Source organism: Pseudomonas lurida (assembly GCF_013522705.1).
GTDB lineage: Bacteria > Pseudomonadota > Gammaproteobacteria > Pseudomonadales > Pseudomonadaceae > Aquipseudomonas > Aquipseudomonas quebecensis.
Map to the genome: position 1 here is coordinate 21,402 of NZ_JAAMRE010000009.1, position 17,148 is coordinate 38,549.

The 17,148-nt window shown below is 59.8% G+C and carries 19 protein-coding genes; all 19 read right to left on the bottom strand.

Translation table 11 applies throughout. From position 1 onward, the window contains the following. Positions 1-792: an amidohydrolase gene (locus G7025_RS10050; protein ID WP_181078647.1), complete on the bottom strand. Its 792-nt coding sequence runs from the start codon at positions 790-792 to the stop codon at positions 1-3. Continuing rightward, positions 780-1,928 (bottom strand): pyridoxal phosphate-dependent aminotransferase, encoded by a 1,149-nt coding sequence (locus G7025_RS10055; protein ID WP_181078649.1) that lies wholly within the window; start codon positions 1,926-1,928, stop codon positions 780-782. Before G7025_RS10055 ends, G7025_RS10050 begins: the two co-directional genes overlap by 13 nt. A gap of 114 nt (positions 1,929-2,042) precedes the next feature. Then, positions 2,043-3,512, bottom strand: coding sequence for a ribosome biogenesis GTPase Der (der, locus tag G7025_RS10060; RefSeq protein WP_181078651.1), 1,470 nt, complete (start codon positions 3,510-3,512; stop codon positions 2,043-2,045). A 138-nt stretch (positions 3,513-3,650) separates the two neighbouring features. Beyond that, the gene (gene bamB, locus G7025_RS10065) at positions 3,651-4,802 is read right to left on the bottom strand and encodes an outer membrane protein assembly factor BamB (protein ID WP_181078653.1); all 1,152 of its coding nucleotides are present in this window, start codon (positions 4,800-4,802) and stop codon (positions 3,651-3,653) included. Beyond that, positions 4,795-5,436: a YfgM family protein gene (locus tag G7025_RS10070; protein ID WP_181078655.1), complete on the bottom strand. Its 642-nt coding sequence runs from the start codon at positions 5,434-5,436 to the stop codon at positions 4,795-4,797. The genes bamB and G7025_RS10070 overlap by 8 nt, the downstream gene beginning before the upstream one ends. 42 nt (positions 5,437-5,478) lie before the next feature. Further along, positions 5,479-6,768 (bottom strand): histidine--tRNA ligase, encoded by a 1,290-nt coding sequence (hisS, locus tag G7025_RS10075; protein ID WP_181078657.1) that lies wholly within the window; start codon positions 6,766-6,768, stop codon positions 5,479-5,481. A 21-nt stretch (positions 6,769-6,789) separates the two neighbouring features. Then, positions 6,790-7,899, bottom strand: a complete 1,110-nt coding sequence (ispG, locus tag G7025_RS10080) for a flavodoxin-dependent (E)-4-hydroxy-3-methylbut-2-enyl-diphosphate synthase (RefSeq protein WP_181078659.1) — start codon at positions 7,897-7,899, stop codon at positions 6,790-6,792. Positions 7,900-7,901: 2 nt separating this feature from the next. Further along, complete coding sequence (locus G7025_RS10085; protein ID WP_181078661.1) at positions 7,902-8,903, bottom strand: RodZ domain-containing protein; 1,002 nt, start codon at positions 8,901-8,903, stop codon at positions 7,902-7,904. Further along, positions 8,903-9,661 carry a type IV pilus biogenesis/stability protein PilW gene (gene pilW / locus G7025_RS10090; protein WP_181078662.1) on the bottom strand — a complete coding sequence of 253 codons (759 nt, stop codon included), beginning with the start codon at positions 9,659-9,661 and terminating at the stop codon, positions 8,903-8,905. The genes G7025_RS10085 and pilW overlap by 1 nt, the downstream gene beginning before the upstream one ends. Before the next feature lie 12 nt (positions 9,662-9,673). Beyond that, positions 9,674-10,822: a 23S rRNA (adenine(2503)-C(2))-methyltransferase RlmN gene (gene rlmN, locus G7025_RS10095; RefSeq protein WP_034100424.1), complete on the bottom strand. Its 1,149-nt coding sequence runs from the start codon at positions 10,820-10,822 to the stop codon at positions 9,674-9,676. Between the two features lie 28 nt (positions 10,823-10,850). After that, positions 10,851-11,276 carry a nucleoside-diphosphate kinase gene (gene ndk, locus G7025_RS10100; protein WP_034100426.1) on the bottom strand — a complete coding sequence of 142 codons (426 nt, stop codon included), beginning with the start codon at positions 11,274-11,276 and terminating at the stop codon, positions 10,851-10,853. A 92-nt stretch (positions 11,277-11,368) separates the two neighbouring features. Beyond that, on the bottom strand, positions 11,369-11,569 hold the full coding sequence (iscX, locus tag G7025_RS10105; RefSeq protein ID WP_034100428.1) for a Fe-S cluster assembly protein IscX: 201 nt from the start codon (positions 11,567-11,569) through the stop codon (positions 11,369-11,371). A 14-nt stretch (positions 11,570-11,583) separates the two neighbouring features. Next, positions 11,584-11,925 (bottom strand): ISC system 2Fe-2S type ferredoxin, encoded by a 342-nt coding sequence (gene fdx / locus G7025_RS10110; protein ID WP_005791182.1) that lies wholly within the window; start codon positions 11,923-11,925, stop codon positions 11,584-11,586. 3 nt (positions 11,926-11,928) lie between these two features. Then, on the bottom strand, positions 11,929-13,791 hold the full coding sequence (gene hscA, locus G7025_RS10115; protein WP_181078664.1) for a Fe-S protein assembly chaperone HscA: 1,863 nt from the start codon (positions 13,789-13,791) through the stop codon (positions 11,929-11,931). Positions 13,792-13,841: 50 nt separating this feature from the next. Further along, positions 13,842-14,363 (bottom strand): co-chaperone HscB, encoded by a 522-nt coding sequence (hscB, locus tag G7025_RS10120; RefSeq protein ID WP_181078666.1) that lies wholly within the window; start codon positions 14,361-14,363, stop codon positions 13,842-13,844. Between the two features lie 8 nt (positions 14,364-14,371). Next, positions 14,372-14,695, bottom strand: a complete 324-nt coding sequence (gene iscA, locus G7025_RS10125) for an iron-sulfur cluster assembly protein IscA (RefSeq protein ID WP_010565230.1) — start codon at positions 14,693-14,695, stop codon at positions 14,372-14,374. A 28-nt stretch (positions 14,696-14,723) separates the two neighbouring features. Beyond that, positions 14,724-15,110, bottom strand: a complete 387-nt coding sequence (gene iscU / locus G7025_RS10130) for a Fe-S cluster assembly scaffold IscU (protein ID WP_028617851.1) — start codon at positions 15,108-15,110, stop codon at positions 14,724-14,726. Between the two features lie 99 nt (positions 15,111-15,209). Further along, the gene (locus G7025_RS10135) at positions 15,210-16,424 is read right to left on the bottom strand and encodes an IscS subfamily cysteine desulfurase (protein ID WP_181078668.1); all 1,215 of its coding nucleotides are present in this window, start codon (positions 16,422-16,424) and stop codon (positions 15,210-15,212) included. Between the two features lie 50 nt (positions 16,425-16,474). Further along, complete coding sequence (gene iscR, locus G7025_RS10140; protein WP_181078670.1) at positions 16,475-16,966, bottom strand: Fe-S cluster assembly transcriptional regulator IscR; 492 nt, start codon at positions 16,964-16,966, stop codon at positions 16,475-16,477. Positions 16,967-17,148: the final 182 nt, after the last annotated feature.

The following is a 17,148-nucleotide window of genomic DNA, read 5'->3' on the forward strand; positions in this document are numbered from 1 at the left end:
TCAGACGAACTGAAAACTATCGGCATCCAGGTTCGCCGGAAACCGGGTGCGATATGCGGCCAACTCCGCCGCATCCAGCTTCACCTCAAACACCCCGTCAGCCTCTCCCGCACTGAGCAGAGTCTCGCCCTGGAAGTCCAATACCTGGCTATCGCCGGTGTAGGCGAAGCCTTTGCCGTCGGTACCCACTCGATTCACCGCCGCCACGTAACACAGGTTTTCGATGGCCCGCGCCGGCAATAATCGATTCCAGTGCTGACGCCGCGCTCCCGGCCAATTGGCGGTGTACAGCAGCAAGTCAGTGTCCTGGGCGTCGCGGCTCCACACCGGGAAGCGCAAGTCGTAGCAAATCAATGGGCGAATACGCCAGCCCTTCAACTCGAACTGCACCTGGCGCTCGCCGGGCGTGTAGTGATTGTGCTCACCGGCCATACGGAACAGATGACGCTTATCGTAGTGCAGCACTTCACCATCCGGCCGCACCCACAGCAGGCGGTTACGATGGCTGCCGTCAGCCGCCTGGATAATCACGCTGCCGGTAATCACCGCGTTGTGTTTCGCCGCCTGGGCTTGCAACCAGCGCTGAGTGGGGCCGTTTTCCGGCTCGGCGAGGGCGTGCGAATCCATGGAAAAACCAGTGGTGAACATCTCCGGCAGTACGATCAGATCGGCGCTGCCGGCCTGCGCCAGGAGCGGCTCGAAATGCTCAAGGTTGGCCTGGCGGTCGTGCCAGGCCAAGGTGGTCTGGACCAGAGCGATATTCAGATCGGGCAGTGCGGTCAGATCACGCATAGTTTTTCAGCTGCATGGCGCAGCGTCTCCTCGCGTTTGGCAAAGCACAGGCGCACCAGGCGCTGCTCTTTGGGCGGGTTCTGGTAGAACACCGAGATAGGTATGCTCGCCACGCCATGCTCGCGGGTCATCCACAGGGACATGGCGACGTCGTCCAGGTCGGGGCGTATCCGGGAGTAATCCACCAGCTGGAAGTAGGTTCCGGCTACCCGGGTAAAGGTGAAACGCGACGGTGCCAGCAGATCGCAGAACAGGTCGCGCTTGGCCTGATAGAACCCCGGCAATTCGTCGACATGCTCTGGATGATCGGCCATAAAGTCGGCCAGCGCGAACTGCAACGGCGTCACGCAGCAAAAATTGACGTACTGATGCACTTTGCGCAACTCGGCCGTGAGGTCGGGTGGCGCTACCACATAGCCGGTTTTCCAGCCGGTCACGTGGTAGGTCTTGCCGAATGAGCTGATCACGAAGGCACGCGCATACAGCTCTTCGTGAGCCAGCACGCTGACGTGGGCCGCGCCATCGAATACCAAATGCTCGTAGACTTCGTCGCTGAGCAGGTAGATATCGCGGTCGCGGATTAATTCAGCCAATTGGTCCAGCTCAGCGCGGCTGATCAGCGCACCGGTTGGGTTATGCGGGGTGTTGAGGATGATCATGCGCGTGCGTGGCGAGAGTGCGGCCTTGATCCGCTCAAAGTCGAGTGCAAAGCCCTGCAGGTTCAATTGCACCCGCACGCACCGGCCGCCGGCCAGTTCCACAGAGGGCACGTAGCTGTCGTAGCACGGGTCGAACACAATGACTTCATCGCCGTTGCGAATCACCGCCTGAATCGCGCAGAAGATCGCCGCGGTGGCCCCGGGGGTGATGGTGACCTCAGTGTCAGGATCGACCGTGGCGCCATAGCTGCGGGCGATCTTGGCGACCACTTGCTGGCGCAGGGCTGGCAGGCCAGTCATGGGAGAATATTGGTTGTGCCCGGCCCCCACGTGCCTGCCCACGGCGTCGAGCAGGCCTTGAGGCGCATTGAAATCGGGAAAACCCTGGGACAGGTTGAGCGCGCCCGTTTCGGCGGCGAGTTGCGACATGGTGGTGAAAATGGTCGTGCCGACCGTTGGCAGTTTGCTGATGATCATCGTAGGCCCCTGCGGATAAGTCCCAAGTTTTAAGCTGCGAACCCCATGGGGTCAAGGCACAAACCGACGCGCACAAAAAAGGGCTCATCAAGAGCCCTTTCTGCGAAGTCGATATCAGCGCTTGTCGCGGCGCTTTTTGTCGGCTTTCTTGTGGTGAGTCATCAAACGACGCTTCTTGTTCACCTGACGGTCAGTCAGTGTGTTCTTGTTGCCTTCGTATGGGTTCTCACCGCCCTTGAACTCGATGCGAATCGGCGTACCAACCAGTTTCAAGACCCGACGGTAGGTGTTCTCCAGGTAACGCACGTACGACTTGGGCACCTTCTCGATCTGGTTACCGTGGATCACGATAATCGGCGGGTTGGCACCCCCCAAGTGGGCATAACGCAGCTTGATCCGGCGGTTGTTGACCATCGGCGGCGCATGCTCGCCTACCGCGTCTTCCAGGATCTGGGTCAGACGGTTGGTCGGCCAGCGGGTGACCGCAGACTTGAACGAGTTCTGGACGGAGGCGTAAAGGTTACCCACGCCGGTGCCGTGCAACGCCGAGATGAAGTGAATATCCGCGAACTCAACGAAGAACAGGCGACGCTGCAGCTCGATCTTGACGAAATCGCGCTCGCTGGGCGTCATGCCGTCCCACTTGTTGATTGCGATAACCAGAGCACGACCGGCCTCCAGGGCAAAACCCAGCAGGTTGAGGTCGTGGTCCACCACGCCTTCACGGGCGTCCATCACAAAGATCACCACGTTGGCGTCCTTGATGGCCTGCAGGGTCTTGACCACGGAGAACTTTTCAACTTCCTCGTGGATCTTGCCGCGCTTGCGCACACCGGCGGTGTCGATCAGCGTGTACTTCTCGTCGTTACGCTCGAACGGGATGTAGATACTGTCGCGGGTGGTGCCGGGCTGGTCGTAGACGATGACGCGGTCTTCGCCGAGCATCCTGTTGACCAGAGTCGACTTGCCGACGTTAGGGCGACCGATGATGGCGATCTTGATACCGTCTTTTTCGCTCGGACCAGGAATGCGCTTGGCTTCCTCGCCTTCTGCAACAATCTCTTCTTCGCCGTCCTCTTCCTCGACATCATCCTTGGGGAAATCGCGCAGAGCGATTTCCAGCATCTGGGTGATACCGCGACCGTGGGCGCCGGCGATCGGGATCGCATCGCCCAGACCCATAGGGCTGAACTCGGCACGAGCCTGCTCAGGATCGATGTTGTCGATCTTGTTAGCGATCAAGTAGGAGCGTTTATTGCGCTTGCGCAGGTGCTCGCCGATCATCTGGTCGGCAGCGGTGTAGCCCGCACGGGCATCCACCAGGAACAACACGACATCGGCTTCTTCGATGGCCAGCAGCGACTGCTCGGCCATTTTTTCGTCCATGCCATGCTCGTCACCGGAGATACCACCGGTGTCGACAATAATGTAGGAGCGCCCTTGCCACTTTGCCTCACCGTATTGGCGATCACGGGTCAGACCGGACAAGTCGCCGACAATGGCGTCGCGAGTCCTGGTCAGGCGGTTGAACAAGGTGGACTTGCCGACGTTAGGTCGGCCCACCAGGGCGATTACGGGAACCATGCGGCTCTCCACTTCGTTATTTCAGAAAATACAAAAGCCGCTGCAGGGCAGCGGCTGGTGCTCGGGGCGGCATTTGATATGCCGCATGCCCTGCCGAAGCAGGGCCGCCTGGGGTTAACCCCAAGCATAGTCAAACCTTTACTTGATGGTCAGGGCTTCCAGCTTGCCGCTGTTGCCATACACATAAAGCATGTTACCCACCACCAGCGGACGCGCACGCAGGCCGTCGCTGTCGATACGCTCGCGACCGACAAAGCGACCGTCCACCTGGCTCAGCAGGTGCAGGTAGCCTTCGAAGTCGCCGACCGCTACGTAGCTGGAGAACACTTCCGGTGCCGACAGCTGGCGGCGAGCCAGCGAGTCATTGCTCCAAAGTGCGGTGGTGGTGCGCTCGTCGACACTTTCAACGGTGCCCGACGCCAGGCTGACGTAAACGCTGCCAAACCCTTGCGCAACACCGGCGTAGCTGGAAGCATCACGCTGCCAGTTCACACGACCGCTCTGCAGGTCCAGCGCAGCGACACGGCCCTGATAAGTGGCGACATAGAGTGTTTCACCCGACAGCAGCAAGCCACCATCGATGTCCACGACGCGGTCCAGCTCGGAACGACCTTGAGGAATCGCCACACGGGTTTCCCAGGCCGGTACGCCATTCTGGGTATCGAGGGCGACCACTTTACCGGTCGACAGGCCTACCACGGCCAGATTGTTGGTCACAATCGGACCACTGGTACCGCGCAGCGTCAGCACCGCCGGGGTGCTGTCGTACAACCAACGCTGTTCGCCAGTGCTGGCGTCCAGGCCAATCACACGGTCGTCCTGGGTCTGTACAACCACCACGTCACCATTGGTGGCAGGCGGTGCGAGCACTTCACTGGTCACGCGAGCGCGCCATTTCTCTTCACCGGTACTGGAATCCAGGGCCACGACTTCGCCCTTGAGCGTGCCGAGCATCACCAGGCCATAGCCCACGCCGACCGCACCGGATACCGGCAGTTCGAGGTCTTTCTTCCACTTCACGTCGCCGTTCATGCGATCCATGGAGATCACCACGCCGGTGACGTCCGCGGCCACGATGTTTGCACCGTCGATGGCCGGCACCAGCATGTTGTAGGTTTCACCCTGGCCGTCACCGATGGAGCGGCTCCACTGCTTTTGCAGGACCACTTCTTCCTTGAAGCTGGTCAGCTCGGCCGGAGGCAATTCTTTCTTACTGTTGCTGCTGCAACCCGCGGCCAGAACGGCCAGAGCCAGCAATGCTGCATGTTTCCAACGGATCACGTCACGCATCCCCTTTGGCCAAGTCGTCGAGCTTGATTTGTAAGCCACCGACCGCCGCTTCATCAGACAGCGCCGCCTTGGCTTTCTGGTACGCAGCATTCGCTTCGTCGGTACGACCCAATTGGACCAGCAGGTCGCCCTTGAGCTCTTCGCGAGTGGCTACAAATGCCTTGTCTGCATCGCCGTCGAGCAGTTTAAGTGCATCGTCAGGCTTGTTCTGTGCCGCCATCACCTGAGCCAGGCGCTGACGTGCGATTTCACCCAGGGTCGGGTTGGTCGGCTTGTCGACGATGGCTTTCAGCTCGGTGGCTGCCTCATCCAGCTTGCCGGCATCCACCGCAACCTTCGCGACGAACAGGCTGCCGTACTGGGCATAGGTACTACCGCCGAAGTCGCTCTTGAGCTTACCGGCCAGGTAGATGACTCGAGCCTGATCAGGCTTGCCGTCCGGCGTCAGGGAGGTTTCCAGCAATTGCTGATAGAGAATCGAGGCGCCTTGGGACTGGTTGGCCTGATACTTGGTCCAGGCTTGCCAGCCGAACACCACCACTAAAGCCAGCAGGCCGCCGGTAACCAGGGGCTTGCCATTACGCTGCCACCAGTCCTTGAACTCGGCCAACTGCTCATCATCAGTACTCGACACCCCAATACTCCTTTAATCGCTAAATTCGGCTGTTCGACAGCTTCAACCCTGCACGACGCAGGTGGCCAAGTGCGCAGCGAGCGCATCAAAGGCAATGTTCTGTTGCTCACCCTGACCACGCAGGGGTTTGAAACCTATCACTTGCTGGGCCAGTTCCTCGTCGCCCAGAATCAATGCGTACAACGCACCGCTCTTGTCGGCTTTCTTGAACTGGCTCTTGAAGCTGCCGGCGCCGGCGTTGATCTGCAGGCGCAGGTTGGGCAACTGATCGCGCACCTTTTCGCTCAGGGTCAGGGCCGCCAGTTCGGCAGCCTCGCCGAAGGCGCACAGGTACACGTCCACCTGCCGCGAAATGTCTTCCGGCACCTGCTCCAGGGTTTCCAGCGTCAGGATCAGCCGCTCGATGCCCATGGCAAAACCTACGCCGGTGGTCGGCTTGCCGCCCATCTGCTCGACCAGGCCATCGTAACGTCCACCGGCGCACACGGTGCCCTGGGCACCGAGCTTGTCGGTGACCCATTCGAATACGGTCTTGCTGTAGTAGTCCAGGCCGCGTACCAGCTTAGGGTTGATCACGTAGGGAATACCGGCCGCATCCAGGCGAGCCTTGAGCCCCTCGAAGTGCGTGCGGGATTCGTCGTCCAGGTAATCGGCCATTTTCGGCGCATCGACCAGAACTGCCTGGGTATCGGCGTTTTTGGTGTCCAGCACACGCAGCGGGTTGGTTTTCAGGCGGCGCTGGCTGTCTTCGTCCAACTGATCCAGGCGCGCCGACAGGAACTCGACCAGGGCTTCGCGGTAGCGGCCCCGGGACTCGCTGGTGCCCAGGCTGTTGAGTTCAAGCTTGACCGCATCGCGAATTCCCAGCATGCCCCACAGGCGCCAGGTCAGCACGATCAGCTCGGCGTCGATGTCGGGGCCATCGAGGTTGAACACTTCAAGGCCGATCTGGTGAAACTGACGATAACGGCCTTTCTGCGGGCGCTCGTGACGGAACATCGGGCCGATGTACCACAGTTTCTGCGGCTGGCCGCCACCGGTGAGACCATGTTCGAGCACCGCGCGCACGCACGCGGCCGTGCCTTCCGGACGCAGGGTCAGGGAGTCACCGTTGCGGTCTTCAAAGGTGTACATTTCTTTTTCGACGATGTCGGTGACTTCACCGATGGAGCGCTTGAACAGCTCGGTGAATTCCACGATCGGCATGCGGATCTGCTTGTAACCGTAGTTATCCAGCAGGCGCGCGACGGTCCCTTCGACGTAGCGCCACAGCGGCGTCTGGTCGGGCAGGATGTCGTTCATGCCACGAATGGCTTGCAGAGACTTGCTCACATCAAATCCTTAAATTCGTTCTTAGCCGCGCGCGATCAGCGCTGCGTCAGCCGCGACCTTCTCGGCCGCTTTCTGGCGAATCAGCCTTTCGAGCTCATCCACCAGATTGTCATTCGTTAACTTCTGCGACGGCTTGCCGTCGATGTAAATCAGGTTCGGTGTACCACCGGTCAAGCCGATATGCGCTTCCTTGGCTTCGCCAGGTCCGTTGACCACACAACCGATCACCGCCACATCCAGCGGAACCAGCAAGTCTTCGAGACGCCCTTCCAGATCGTTCATGGTTTTCACCACGTCGAAATTCTGCCGCGAGCAACTTGGGCAAGCGATGAAGTTGATGCCACGGGAACGCAAATGCAGGGACTTGAGAATGTCGTAGCCGACCTTCACTTCCTCTACCGGGTCTGCCGCCAGGGAGATGCGGATAGTATCGCCAATCCCTTCGGCGAGCAGCATACCGAGACCCACCGCAGATTTCACTGTGCCTGAGCGCAAACCGCCCGCTTCGGTGATACCCAGGTGCAGCGGCTGTACAATTTCCTTGGCCAGCAAACGGTAGGCTTCTACCGCCATGAACACGTCGGAGGCTTTTACGCTGACCTTGAAGTCCTGGAAATTCAGGCGCTCCAGGTGCTCGACATGGCGCAGCGCCGATTCAACCAGGGCCGCCGGGGTGGGCTCGCCGTACTTCTTCTGCAGGTCTTTTTCCAGGGAACCGGCGTTGACGCCGATACGGATCGGGATGCCACGATCACGCGCAGCATCCACCACCGCGCGCACACGGTCTTCGCGGCCGATGTTGCCTGGGTTGATGCGCAGGCAATCCACACCCAATTCGGCGACGCGCAACGCAATGCGGTAGTCAAAGTGGATGTCGGCCACCAACGGCACCTTGACCAGTTGCTTGATACGGCCGAACGCCTCGGCGGCGTCCATGTCCGGCACCGACACGCGAACGATGTCAACGCCGGCGGCTTCCAGGCGGTTGATCTGGGCAACCGTGGCGGCCACGTCATTGGTGTCGCTGTTGGTCATGCTCTGCACCGCGATGGGAGCATCGCCGCCCACCGGCACCGAGCCGACCCAGATCTTGCGCGATACGCGACGTTTGATTGGAGATTCGCCGTGCATGACTATTGTCCCAACTTGAGGCGAGCGGTCTCGCCACTGGTGAACGGCGCCACGTCCACAGGCTGGCCGTTGTAGGCCACTTGCGCGCCACGGGCATAGCCCAGACGCAGCGTCAAAGGAGGCTTGCCGCCCTGGTCAAGCGTATCTCCCTTACGCTTGAGACCGCTAAACAGCACTTTGCCATTGCCATCGGTGATCTGCGTCCAGCAATCAGCGATGAAGGTGATCTGTACTCGCCCGTCACCGGCAATCAGCGCAGGCGTGGTGGGCGGTGAAATCGCCGGGGCTGCAGGAGCGACGGGCGCGGTCGTTGCCGGGGCCTGTACCGGAGCAGCGGGAACATGGGCCTGTACCGTCGGAGCAGCCGGCGTCGCGGAGTTCGCCGGCGCGGGCGCCGGGGCGTTTGCAGCAGGGGCCGGGGTGGTTTGCGGCGCGGGTTGCTCAGTGGCCGGCGGCGCCTCAGCGACGCCCTGCCCTTCTACAACGGCCTGGTCTTCCGGCTCGTCCAACGGATGAATCTGGGTGGTGCCGTCGGCGCTTTCGACTTCGACGTGCTCCATGGCATTACTGGTCATGTCCTTGGTGCGCTGGGACGTTTGGTCCTGCCACCAGACAAAACCACCGCCGATAACGGCGATCAGCAGCAACAGGCTGACAATTCGCAAAATAGTGTGGGAAACGCGCACCGGCTCTTCGATTCGCCCCAGGCCATGCACGCTGCTGCCCTGAGAGTCGGTACCGGTAAACTGATCGAATTCCTGGACCAGCACGGCCTGGTCGATGCCCAGCAATTTGGCATAAGCGCGGATATAGCCACGGGCAAAGGTGTGCCCTGGCAGCTTATCGAACGCGCCGGCTTCCAGGTTGGCCAGGGACGTTGTGGTCAAATTGAGCTTGAGGGCCACTTCCGCCAGCGACCAACCATTGCTTTCGCGGGCCTGACGCAAGGTCTCGCCTGGGTTTACGCGATTAGCTGCTACAACTTCCGGGTGCGCCGCTTTCATCATTGCTCCGACAGGTATTGCTGATATTCCGGGGTACCGGGATAGAGTCGTTCGAGTTGCTGGCCAAATCGTGCGGCCGTGTCGCGTTCTTCATGAACCGTCGCCAGGCGCACGCCGAGCAATAGACTACGTGCATTTTGCCCGCTGAGCAGGCTAAAACGCTCGTAATAGTCACGCGCCGGCACATAATGCCTGTCTTCGTAAGACAACTCAGCCATTTCAAGCAAGGCACGGGGCTGAAGAGCGTTCAAATGCAGGGCTTTTTCCAGGTGCTGGCGAGCGTTTTCACGCTGGCCGAGGCGCATCGAGGCGACTCCAAGGTTTTCGAACACCCGCGAACGTTCAGGATAGAGGGTATCGGCACTCGCTTGCTGAAAATAACGCGCAGCTTGCTCATAGCGTTTCTGCTCGAACAGGAAGCTGCCGTAGTTGTTCAGTAGCCGCGGGTCGGCAGGACGAGCAGCCAATGCCTTGTGGAAATACCCGTCGGCCAGTTCCAGCTCGGCCTGGGCCTGAAACACCAGTGCGAGCGCGGCGTTGGCGTCGGCATCGTTGTCGTCCAGCTCCAAGGCCCTTCTCAACGGCACCTTGGCTTGCTCGCTCATGCCCTGGCGCAAGTAGCCCAACCCCAGCTGTACATAAGCGACTCGCGCTTCATCACGGCCCTTGCCGGTTTGCAACGGGCTGTCATGGCCCGATGAAACACACCCGGCCGCAAGACCGAAAATCAACAGAAGCAGCGCAAGGCGCAAGGGCATAGAGATCCTCTCTCAGGTTCGATTCACAGCGCTTTGCGGCATATCGTCGGCGGCGCTCAGCTCGCGTACCGCGATATAACGTTCGCTGCGTCGGGTGCGATCCAGCACCTGTCCTACCAATTGGCCACAGGCGGCGTCGATGTCTTCACCACGGGTGGTGCGTACGGTGACATTGAAGCCGGCCTGGTGCAGTTGATCCTGGAAACGACGGATGGCGTTGTTGCTCGGCCGCTCGTAGCCAGAATGGGGAAACGGGTTGAACGGAATCAGGTTGATCTTGCACGGGATGTTCTTAAGCAGCTCGATCATCTCGACGGCGTGTTCGACCTTGTCGTTGATGTCCTTGAGCAAGGTGTACTCGATGGTCAGCACGCGCTTTTCGCCCAGGGACGACATGTAGCGCTGACAGGATTCGAGCAGCATCTTAAGCGGATACTTCTTGTTGATCGGCACCAATTGGTTACGCAATGCGTCATTAGGTGCGTGCAGCGACAACGCCAGGGAGACGTCGATGTGCTTGGACAGCTCATCGATCATCGGCACCACGCCGGAGGTCGAGAGGGTCACACGGCGCTTGGAGATGCCGTAGCCCAGGTCGTCCATCATCAAATGCATGGCCGAGACGACGTTGTCGAAGTTCAGCAGCGGCTCGCCCATGCCCATCATCACCACGTTGGTGATGGCACGGTCGACAGTCGCCGGGACGCTGCCAAAGGATTTGTTGGCAATCCACACCTGTCCGATCACTTCGGCGGCGGTGAGGTTGCTATTGAAACCTTGCTTGCCGGTGGAGCAGAAACTGCAATCCAGGGCACAGCCTGCCTGGGACGAAACGCACAGTGTGCCGCGCTTGCCCTGGGGGATATAAACGGTCTCGACGCAGCTGCCGGACGCCACGCGCACCACCCACTTACGGGTGCCGTCGCTGGAAATGTCCTCGCTGACAACTTCGGGACCACGCACCTCGGCAATGGCCTTGAGCTTGTCGCGCAAGGCTTTGCTGACGTTCGTCATGGCGTCGAAATCGTCGACGCCAAAGTGGTGAATCCACTTCATTACCTGACCGGCACGGAAACGCTTCTCCCCGATTGAGTCGAAGAATTTTTCCATTTCCTGTTGAGTCAGACCCAGCAGGTTGGTTTTTACAGTCGATGTAGTCATGGATTCACCTTCACTCTTAAGCCGATGCTTAGCGAGTGGTTACTTCGGTAGCGGCGAAGAAGTACGAGATTTCGCGAGCAGCAGCGGCTTCGGAGTCCGAACCGTGTACGGCGTTGGCGTCGATGGATTCAGCGAAATCGGCGCGGATGGTACCGGCAGCAGCTTCTTTAGGGTTGGTAGCGCCCATCAGCTCACGGTTCAGAGCGATAGCGTTTTCGCCTTCCAGAACCTGGACGACCACTGGACCGGAGATCATGAAAGCAACCAGGTCGCCGAAGAAACCACGCTCTTTGTGTTCAGCGTAGAAGCCTTCAGCTTCAGCCTTGGACAGTTGCTTGAGCTTGGAGGCTACAACCTTCAGGCCGGCTTTTTCGAAACGAGTGGTGATCTCGCCGATGACGTTTTTTGCAACAGCGTCAGGCTTGATGATGGAGAAAGTACGTTGAACAGCCATGGTGTAACTCCAGAAACGGTAATTTACGAAAAATTAAACCCGCGAATTATACGCGGGTTATTGGGTATTGCCTAACTGCGTAAAAAGGCGACTCAGTCTGCTTCTTCGATCCACAGGCCTTGAATGGCCTCCAGAACCTTTTCGCCGCCCCGGTCCGGGACGTCGTCAAAGTCAGGCAGCTCCAACACCAAATTGCGCAACTTGACGAAGTTGACCGTTAGAGGATTGACCTCAGGGTGAGCTTCAGCAAGTTGTATAGCGATTTCTTGTACATCAACCCATTTCAGGCTCATGACATTTCCTTGAATCAATGCGGTGCTTCGGCCGCATGGTTGAGCGAATATTTCGGGATTTCCACGGTGAGGTCTTCAGTTCCCACTTTTGCCTGGCAGCTCAGGCGCGATGTCGGTTCAAGGCCCCACGCCCTGTCAAGATAGTCTTCTTCCAGGTCATCGGCCTCGTTGAGGCTATCAAAACCTTTACGAATGATGCAGTGGCAGGTGGTGCACGCGTTGACGCCACCACAGGCACTTTCGATCTCGATATGGTTGTCATGCGCGACATCGAGAAGGGACTTGCCGGTCTCAGCCTCCACGACCATGCCGTCCGGGCAATGCTCGGCGTGCGGTAGAAAAGTGACCTGCGGCATCAGTTATTCCTCAATTTCATTCAGGTTGCGGCCCGCCAGCGCGGCTTTGACCGTCTGATCCATACGGCGGGCGGCAAAGGCATCGGTGACTTGCGACAGACGCTTGGTCTGCTGCTCGATGGCATAACCATCGTTACCCTTCATCAGTTCGGCCAGTTCCTGCATCTGCAGGTCGATGACCATGCGCTCTTCGGCGTCCAGCAGGCGCTCGCCATCGGCGTCCAGCGCCCCCTGCACCGCTTCGAGCAGGCGCTGGGCATCCACTTGCTGCTCGCGCAGCACACGGGCGACCTTGTCGTCGCCGGCGTGCTGGAACGAATCCTTGAGCATCTTGGCGATTTCGCCGTCGGTGAGGCCGTAGGACGGTTTGACCTGGATACTGGCTTCAACGCCCGATCCCAGTTCGCGCGCGGCCACGTTCAGCAGGCCATCGGCGTCGACCTGGAAGGTCACGCGAATCTTGGCAGCTCCGGCGACCATCGCCGGAATGCCGCGCAATTCGAAGCGCGCCAGGGAGCGGCAGTCGCTGATCAGTTCGCGCTCGCCCTGGAGCACGTGAATCATCATGGCCGTCTGGCCGTCTTTGTATGTGGTGAAATCCTGGGCGCGGGCGACGGGGATGGTGGTGTTGCGCGGAATCACCTTTTCCATCAGCCCACCCATCGTTTCCAGGCCCAGCGACAACGGAATCACGTCAAGCAGCAGCAATTCGCCGCCATCGCGCTTGTTGCCTGCCAGGGTATCGGCCTGGATGGCGGCGCCGATGGCGACCACCTGGTCCGGGTCGATTTCGGTCAGTGGCTGGCGGCCAAACGCCTCTGCTACGGCGTCACGGACCCGTGGAACGCGGGTGGAGCCGCCAACCATCACCACTGCGCCCACGTCTTCGAGCTCGATACCAGAATCACGTACGGCGCGGCGGCAAGCCTTGAGGCTGCGGGCAACCATCGGCTCGATCAGCGCATCGAAGGCCTCGCGAGTCAGTTGAGCCGACCAGGCGCCGTAGGAAACTTCAACGGATGCGGCGTCAGTCAACGCTTCTTTTGCCGCACAGGCCGTTTGCAACAGGTTGCGTTGCGCGCCTGGATCGAGATCGGCGGACAAGCCAGCGCTGGTGATGATCCAGCCCGCAATCGCGTGATCGAAGTCATCGCCGCCCAGGGCACTGTCGCCGCCGGTGGCCAGCACTTCGAAGACACCGCCGGTCAGGCGCAGGATCGAGATATCAAAGGTGCCGCCGCCCAGGTCATAAATGGCGACCAAGCCTTCGGCGTGCTGGTCCAGGCCATAGGCAACGGCCGCCGCGGTCGGCTCATTGAGCAAACGCAGCACAGTGAGACCGGCCAACTTCGCCGCATCCTTGGTGGCCTGACGCTGCGCGTCATCGAAGTACGCGGGCACGGTGATCACCGCGCCGACCAACTCGCCGCCCAGGGTTGTTTCCGCGCGCTGGCGCAGTACCTTGAGGATTTCTGCCGACACTTCCACCGGGCTTTTCGGCCCCTGGACGGTGTCGATGAATGGCATATGGGACTCACCGCCAACAAACCGATAAGGCAGTTGGTCACCCAATTGTTTCACATCGGACAGACCACGGCCCATCAGGCGCTTGACCGACAGCACGGTATTGAGCGGGTCGGCCGAGGCCGCGAGCTTGGCGGATTCGCCGACCTCGACGCGATCGGCGTGGTAACGCACGGCAGACGGCAGGATCACCTGGCCATCGGCATCGGGCAACGGCTCGGACAGGCCGCTGCGCAAGGCAGCAACCAGGGAATTGGTGGTGCCCAGGTCAATCCCCACCGCCAGGCGTCGCTGGTGCGGTTGAGGGCTTTGGCCGGGTTCGGCGATCTGCAGTAGAGCCATGGTAATCAGGTCTTATCTGTCAATCAGGCGTGCAACGGGGCAGCGCTGGGTTAATCGTCGAGGCGCTCTTCCAGCTGGCGCACTTCGTAGGAGAGCTTGTCGAGGAACTGCATGCGCCGCATCAGGCGTTCGGCCTGTTCACGTTGCGCTGCATCATCCCAACAGGCTGCGAAGCTTTCGTTGAGCTCATCCTGGGCCGTTTTCAGACGACGCTTGAAGACCGCGACACCCGCCAGATCGGCTTCGTCCTGCAACTCTTCGAGCTCTTCGCGCCACTGCATCTGCTGCATCAGGAAGTCGGGATCGTGCACCGTGACTTCCAGGGGCAACTCGCCACCGTTCATCGCGAGCAGATAGCGCGCGCGTTTCGGCGGACTCTTGAGGGTCTGATAGGCTTCGTTGAGGCTGGCCGATTGCTCCAGCGCCAGGCGTTGCTCGCGCTCGGAAGCGTCGGCAAAGCGGTCCGGATGCACCCCACGCGCCAACTCTCGGTAGCGCGTGGCAAGCTGCTCAAGGTCCAACCGAAAGCTCGGCTGCAACTCGAATAAAGCGAAATGACAAGGAGTACCCACGAATAGCCTCAGATGTTGAAGCTTTCGCCGCAGCCACATTCACCGCGGACGTTGGGGTTGTTGAACTTGAAACCTTCGTTCAACCCTTCCTTGACGAAATCGAGTTCGGTGCCGTCCAGGTAGGTCAGGCTCTTGGGGTCGATAATCACTTTCTCGCCGTGACTCTCGAACACCTGATCTTCCGCAACCACCTCGTCGACAAACTCCAGCACGTAGGCAAGGCCGGAACAGCCCGTGGTGCGAACACCCAGACGAATCCCCTCACCTTTACCGCGCCCATCCAGGGAGCGTCGCACGTGCCGCGCAGCCGCTTCTGTCATGCTGATAGCCATCGTTGACTCCTTACTCGTCGCCAAATGCTTAGATCAAGCCTTTCTTCTGCTTGTAGTCGCGAACGGCCGCCTTGATGGCGTCTTCAGCGAGTACCGAGCAGTGGATTTTCACGGGCGGCAAGGCCAGTTCTTCGGCCAGCTGGGTGTTGCTGATGGTTACAGCCTCATCCAGGGTCTTGCCTTTCATCCATTCAGTCGCCAGGGAGCTGGAGGCGATGGCCGAACCGCAACCGTAGGTCTTGAACTTGGCGTCTTCGATGACGCCGGCATCGTTAACCTTGATCTGCAGGCGCATGACATCGCCGCACGCCGGAGCGCCGACCATGCCGGTGCCTACATCCGGGTCTTCCGCGTCCATCTTGCCGACGTTGCGGGGGTTTTCGTAGTGGTCGATGACCTTTTCACTGTAAGCCATGGTACTGAATCCTCACTCATCAGGGCCGCTCTGGAACCCTGTAGAAACGCCTGCGGTATGCGCCACGTTCCTACAGAGCCTGGGTGGCGGCTTCTATAGTTAGTGTGCCGCCCACTCGATCTTGGAAATGTCGACACCGTCTTTGTACATGTCCCACAGCGGCGACAAGGTACGCAGTTTGTTGACGGCTTCGCAGACTTTCTGCGCGGCGTAGTCGACTTGCTCTTCGGTGGTGAAACGGCCGAACGTAAAGCGGATCGAGCTGTGCGCCAGTTCGTCGTTGCGGCCCAGGGCGCGCAGTACGTACGAAGGCTCAAGCGAAGCCGAGGTGCAGGCAGAACCCGAAGAAACCGCCAGGTCCTTGAGCGCCATGATCAGCGACTCGCCTTCGACATAGTTGAAGCTCAAATTCAGGTTGTGCGGGACGCGGGCGGTCATGCTGCCGTTGACATACAGCTCCTCGAGGTTTTCGACCTGCTTGTAGAAGCGATCGCTCAAGGCCTTGATGCGCACGTTTTCGGCAGCCATGTCTTCCTTGGCCACACGGAAGGCTTCACCCATGCCGACGATCTGGTGGGTCGCCAGGGTGCCCGAACGCATGCCGCGCTCGTGACCGCCGCCGTGCATGGTGGCTTCGATACGTACGCGCGGCTTGCGGCTTACGTAGAGCGCACCGATACCTTTGGGACCGTAGGTCTTGTGAGCGGAGAACGACATCAGATCGACTTTCAGCTTCGACAGGTCGATGTCGACCTTGCCGGTGGACTGAGCAGCGTCGACGTGCAGCAGAATGCCTTTGGAGCGCGTCAGCTCGCCAATGGCTGCGATATCGTTAATGGTGCCGATTTCGTTGTTCACGTGAATCACGGAAACCAGGATGGTGTCTTCACGCAGCGCGGCTTCGATCATGGCCGGGGTGACGATACCGTCGGTGGTTGGCTCAAGGTAAGTCACCTCGAAACCTTCACGCTCCAGTTGGCGCATGGTGTCAAGGACAGCCTTGTGCTCAATCTTGGTGGTGATCAGGTGCTTGCCTTTGCTCGCGTAAAAATGCGCCGCGCCCTTGATTGCCAGGTTGTCGGACTCGGTGGCACCGGAGGTCCAGACGATTTCACGCGGGTCCGCGCCAACCAGGTCGGCAACCTGGCGACGAGCGTTCTCGACCGCTTCCTCGGCTTTCCAGCCGAATACGTGGGAACGGGAGGCCGGGTTGCCGAAGTTTCCGTCAACCAGCAGGCATTCGCTCATCTTTTGCGCGACACGCGGGTCAACCGGGGTGGTCGCTGAGTAATCAAGGTAAATCGGCAATTTCATGGACTTTCTCCTAAATCAGGCTGGCTGGCGTGCCGTTAGCTCTGCGGCTGTCAATCGACGGCGGACGCTTCAATCTTGTCCAGACGCGGCGCCTTGGTGTTGCAACGGCGCTGGTCCTGACGCTGGGCTACTTCTTGCACCTCACGGCGAGTCACAAGATCAGCCAAGCTGATACCACTCAAAAACTCATGGATCTGCAGGCTCAAGTCACACCAAAGGTGGTGTGTGAGGCAGGTGTCGCCGGCATGGCAGTCACCCAACCCCTGGCATTTGGTGGCATCGACCGATTCGTTGACCGCGTCGATCACCTGGGCTACCTGGATACCCTGCATATCGCGGGACAACTGGTAGCCACCGCCTGGCCCACGTACGCTTGAGACCAGATTGCTGCGGCGCAATTTGGCGAACAGCTGCTCAAGGTAGGACAGGGAAATGCCTTGGCGCTCGGAGATATCGGCCAGGGACACCGGCCCGGTTTGCGCGTGCAAAGCCAGATCAAGCATGGCGGTTACCGCGTATCGGCCTTTTGTAGTCAGTCTCATGGACAAGTACCAAGGTGCTTCAGAATGGGAGCAAGTATGCGATTCCCGAGTATTTAAGTCAACTATAAGACCTAGTACTTTAGTCAGGATTACCCGTAAAAAGGGCGCGCGAATCATAGCAGGATGGGGTGGGGACGAACAGCGGCAGCCGGGCGATGGCTCGATATCGAGACCAATGGAGA

Coding starts and splice junctions, on each gene's coding strand:
- G7025_RS10050 (WP_181078647.1), bottom strand. CDS start 792: ATGCGTGATCTGACCGCACTGCCCGATCTGAATATCGCTCTGGTCCAG.
- G7025_RS10055 (WP_181078649.1), bottom strand. CDS start 1,928: ATGATCATCAGCAAACTGCCAACGGTCGGCACGACCATTTTCACCACC.
- der (WP_181078651.1), bottom strand. CDS start 3,512: ATGGTTCCCGTAATCGCCCTGGTGGGCCGACCTAACGTCGGCAAGTCC.
- bamB (WP_181078653.1), bottom strand. CDS start 4,802: ATGCGTGACGTGATCCGTTGGAAACATGCAGCATTGCTGGCTCTGGCC.
- ispG (WP_181078659.1), bottom strand. CDS start 7,899: ATGCACGGCGAATCTCCAATCAAACGTCGCGTATCGCGCAAGATCTGG.
- G7025_RS10085 (WP_181078661.1), bottom strand. CDS start 8,903: ATGAAAGCGGCGCACCCGGAAGTTGTAGCAGCTAATCGCGTAAACCCA.
- pilW (WP_181078662.1), bottom strand. CDS start 9,661: ATGCCCTTGCGCCTTGCGCTGCTTCTGTTGATTTTCGGTCTTGCGGCC.
- rlmN (WP_034100424.1), bottom strand. CDS start 10,822: ATGACTACATCGACTGTAAAAACCAACCTGCTGGGTCTGACTCAACAG.
- ndk (WP_034100426.1), bottom strand. CDS start 11,276: ATGGCTGTTCAACGTACTTTCTCCATCATCAAGCCTGACGCTGTTGCA.
- iscX (WP_034100428.1), bottom strand. CDS start 11,569: ATGAGCCTGAAATGGGTTGATGTACAAGAAATCGCTATACAACTTGCT.
- fdx (WP_005791182.1), bottom strand. CDS start 11,925: ATGCCGCAGGTCACTTTTCTACCGCACGCCGAGCATTGCCCGGACGGC.
- hscA (WP_181078664.1), bottom strand. CDS start 13,791: ATGGCTCTACTGCAGATCGCCGAACCCGGCCAAAGCCCTCAACCGCAC.
- iscA (WP_010565230.1), bottom strand. CDS start 14,695: ATGGCTATCAGCATGACAGAAGCGGCTGCGCGGCACGTGCGACGCTCC.
- iscU (WP_028617851.1), bottom strand. CDS start 15,110: ATGGCTTACAGTGAAAAGGTCATCGACCACTACGAAAACCCCCGCAAC.
- G7025_RS10135 (WP_181078668.1), bottom strand. CDS start 16,424: ATGAAATTGCCGATTTACCTTGATTACTCAGCGACCACCCCGGTTGAC.
- iscR (WP_181078670.1), bottom strand. CDS start 16,966: ATGAGACTGACTACAAAAGGCCGATACGCGGTAACCGCCATGCTTGAT.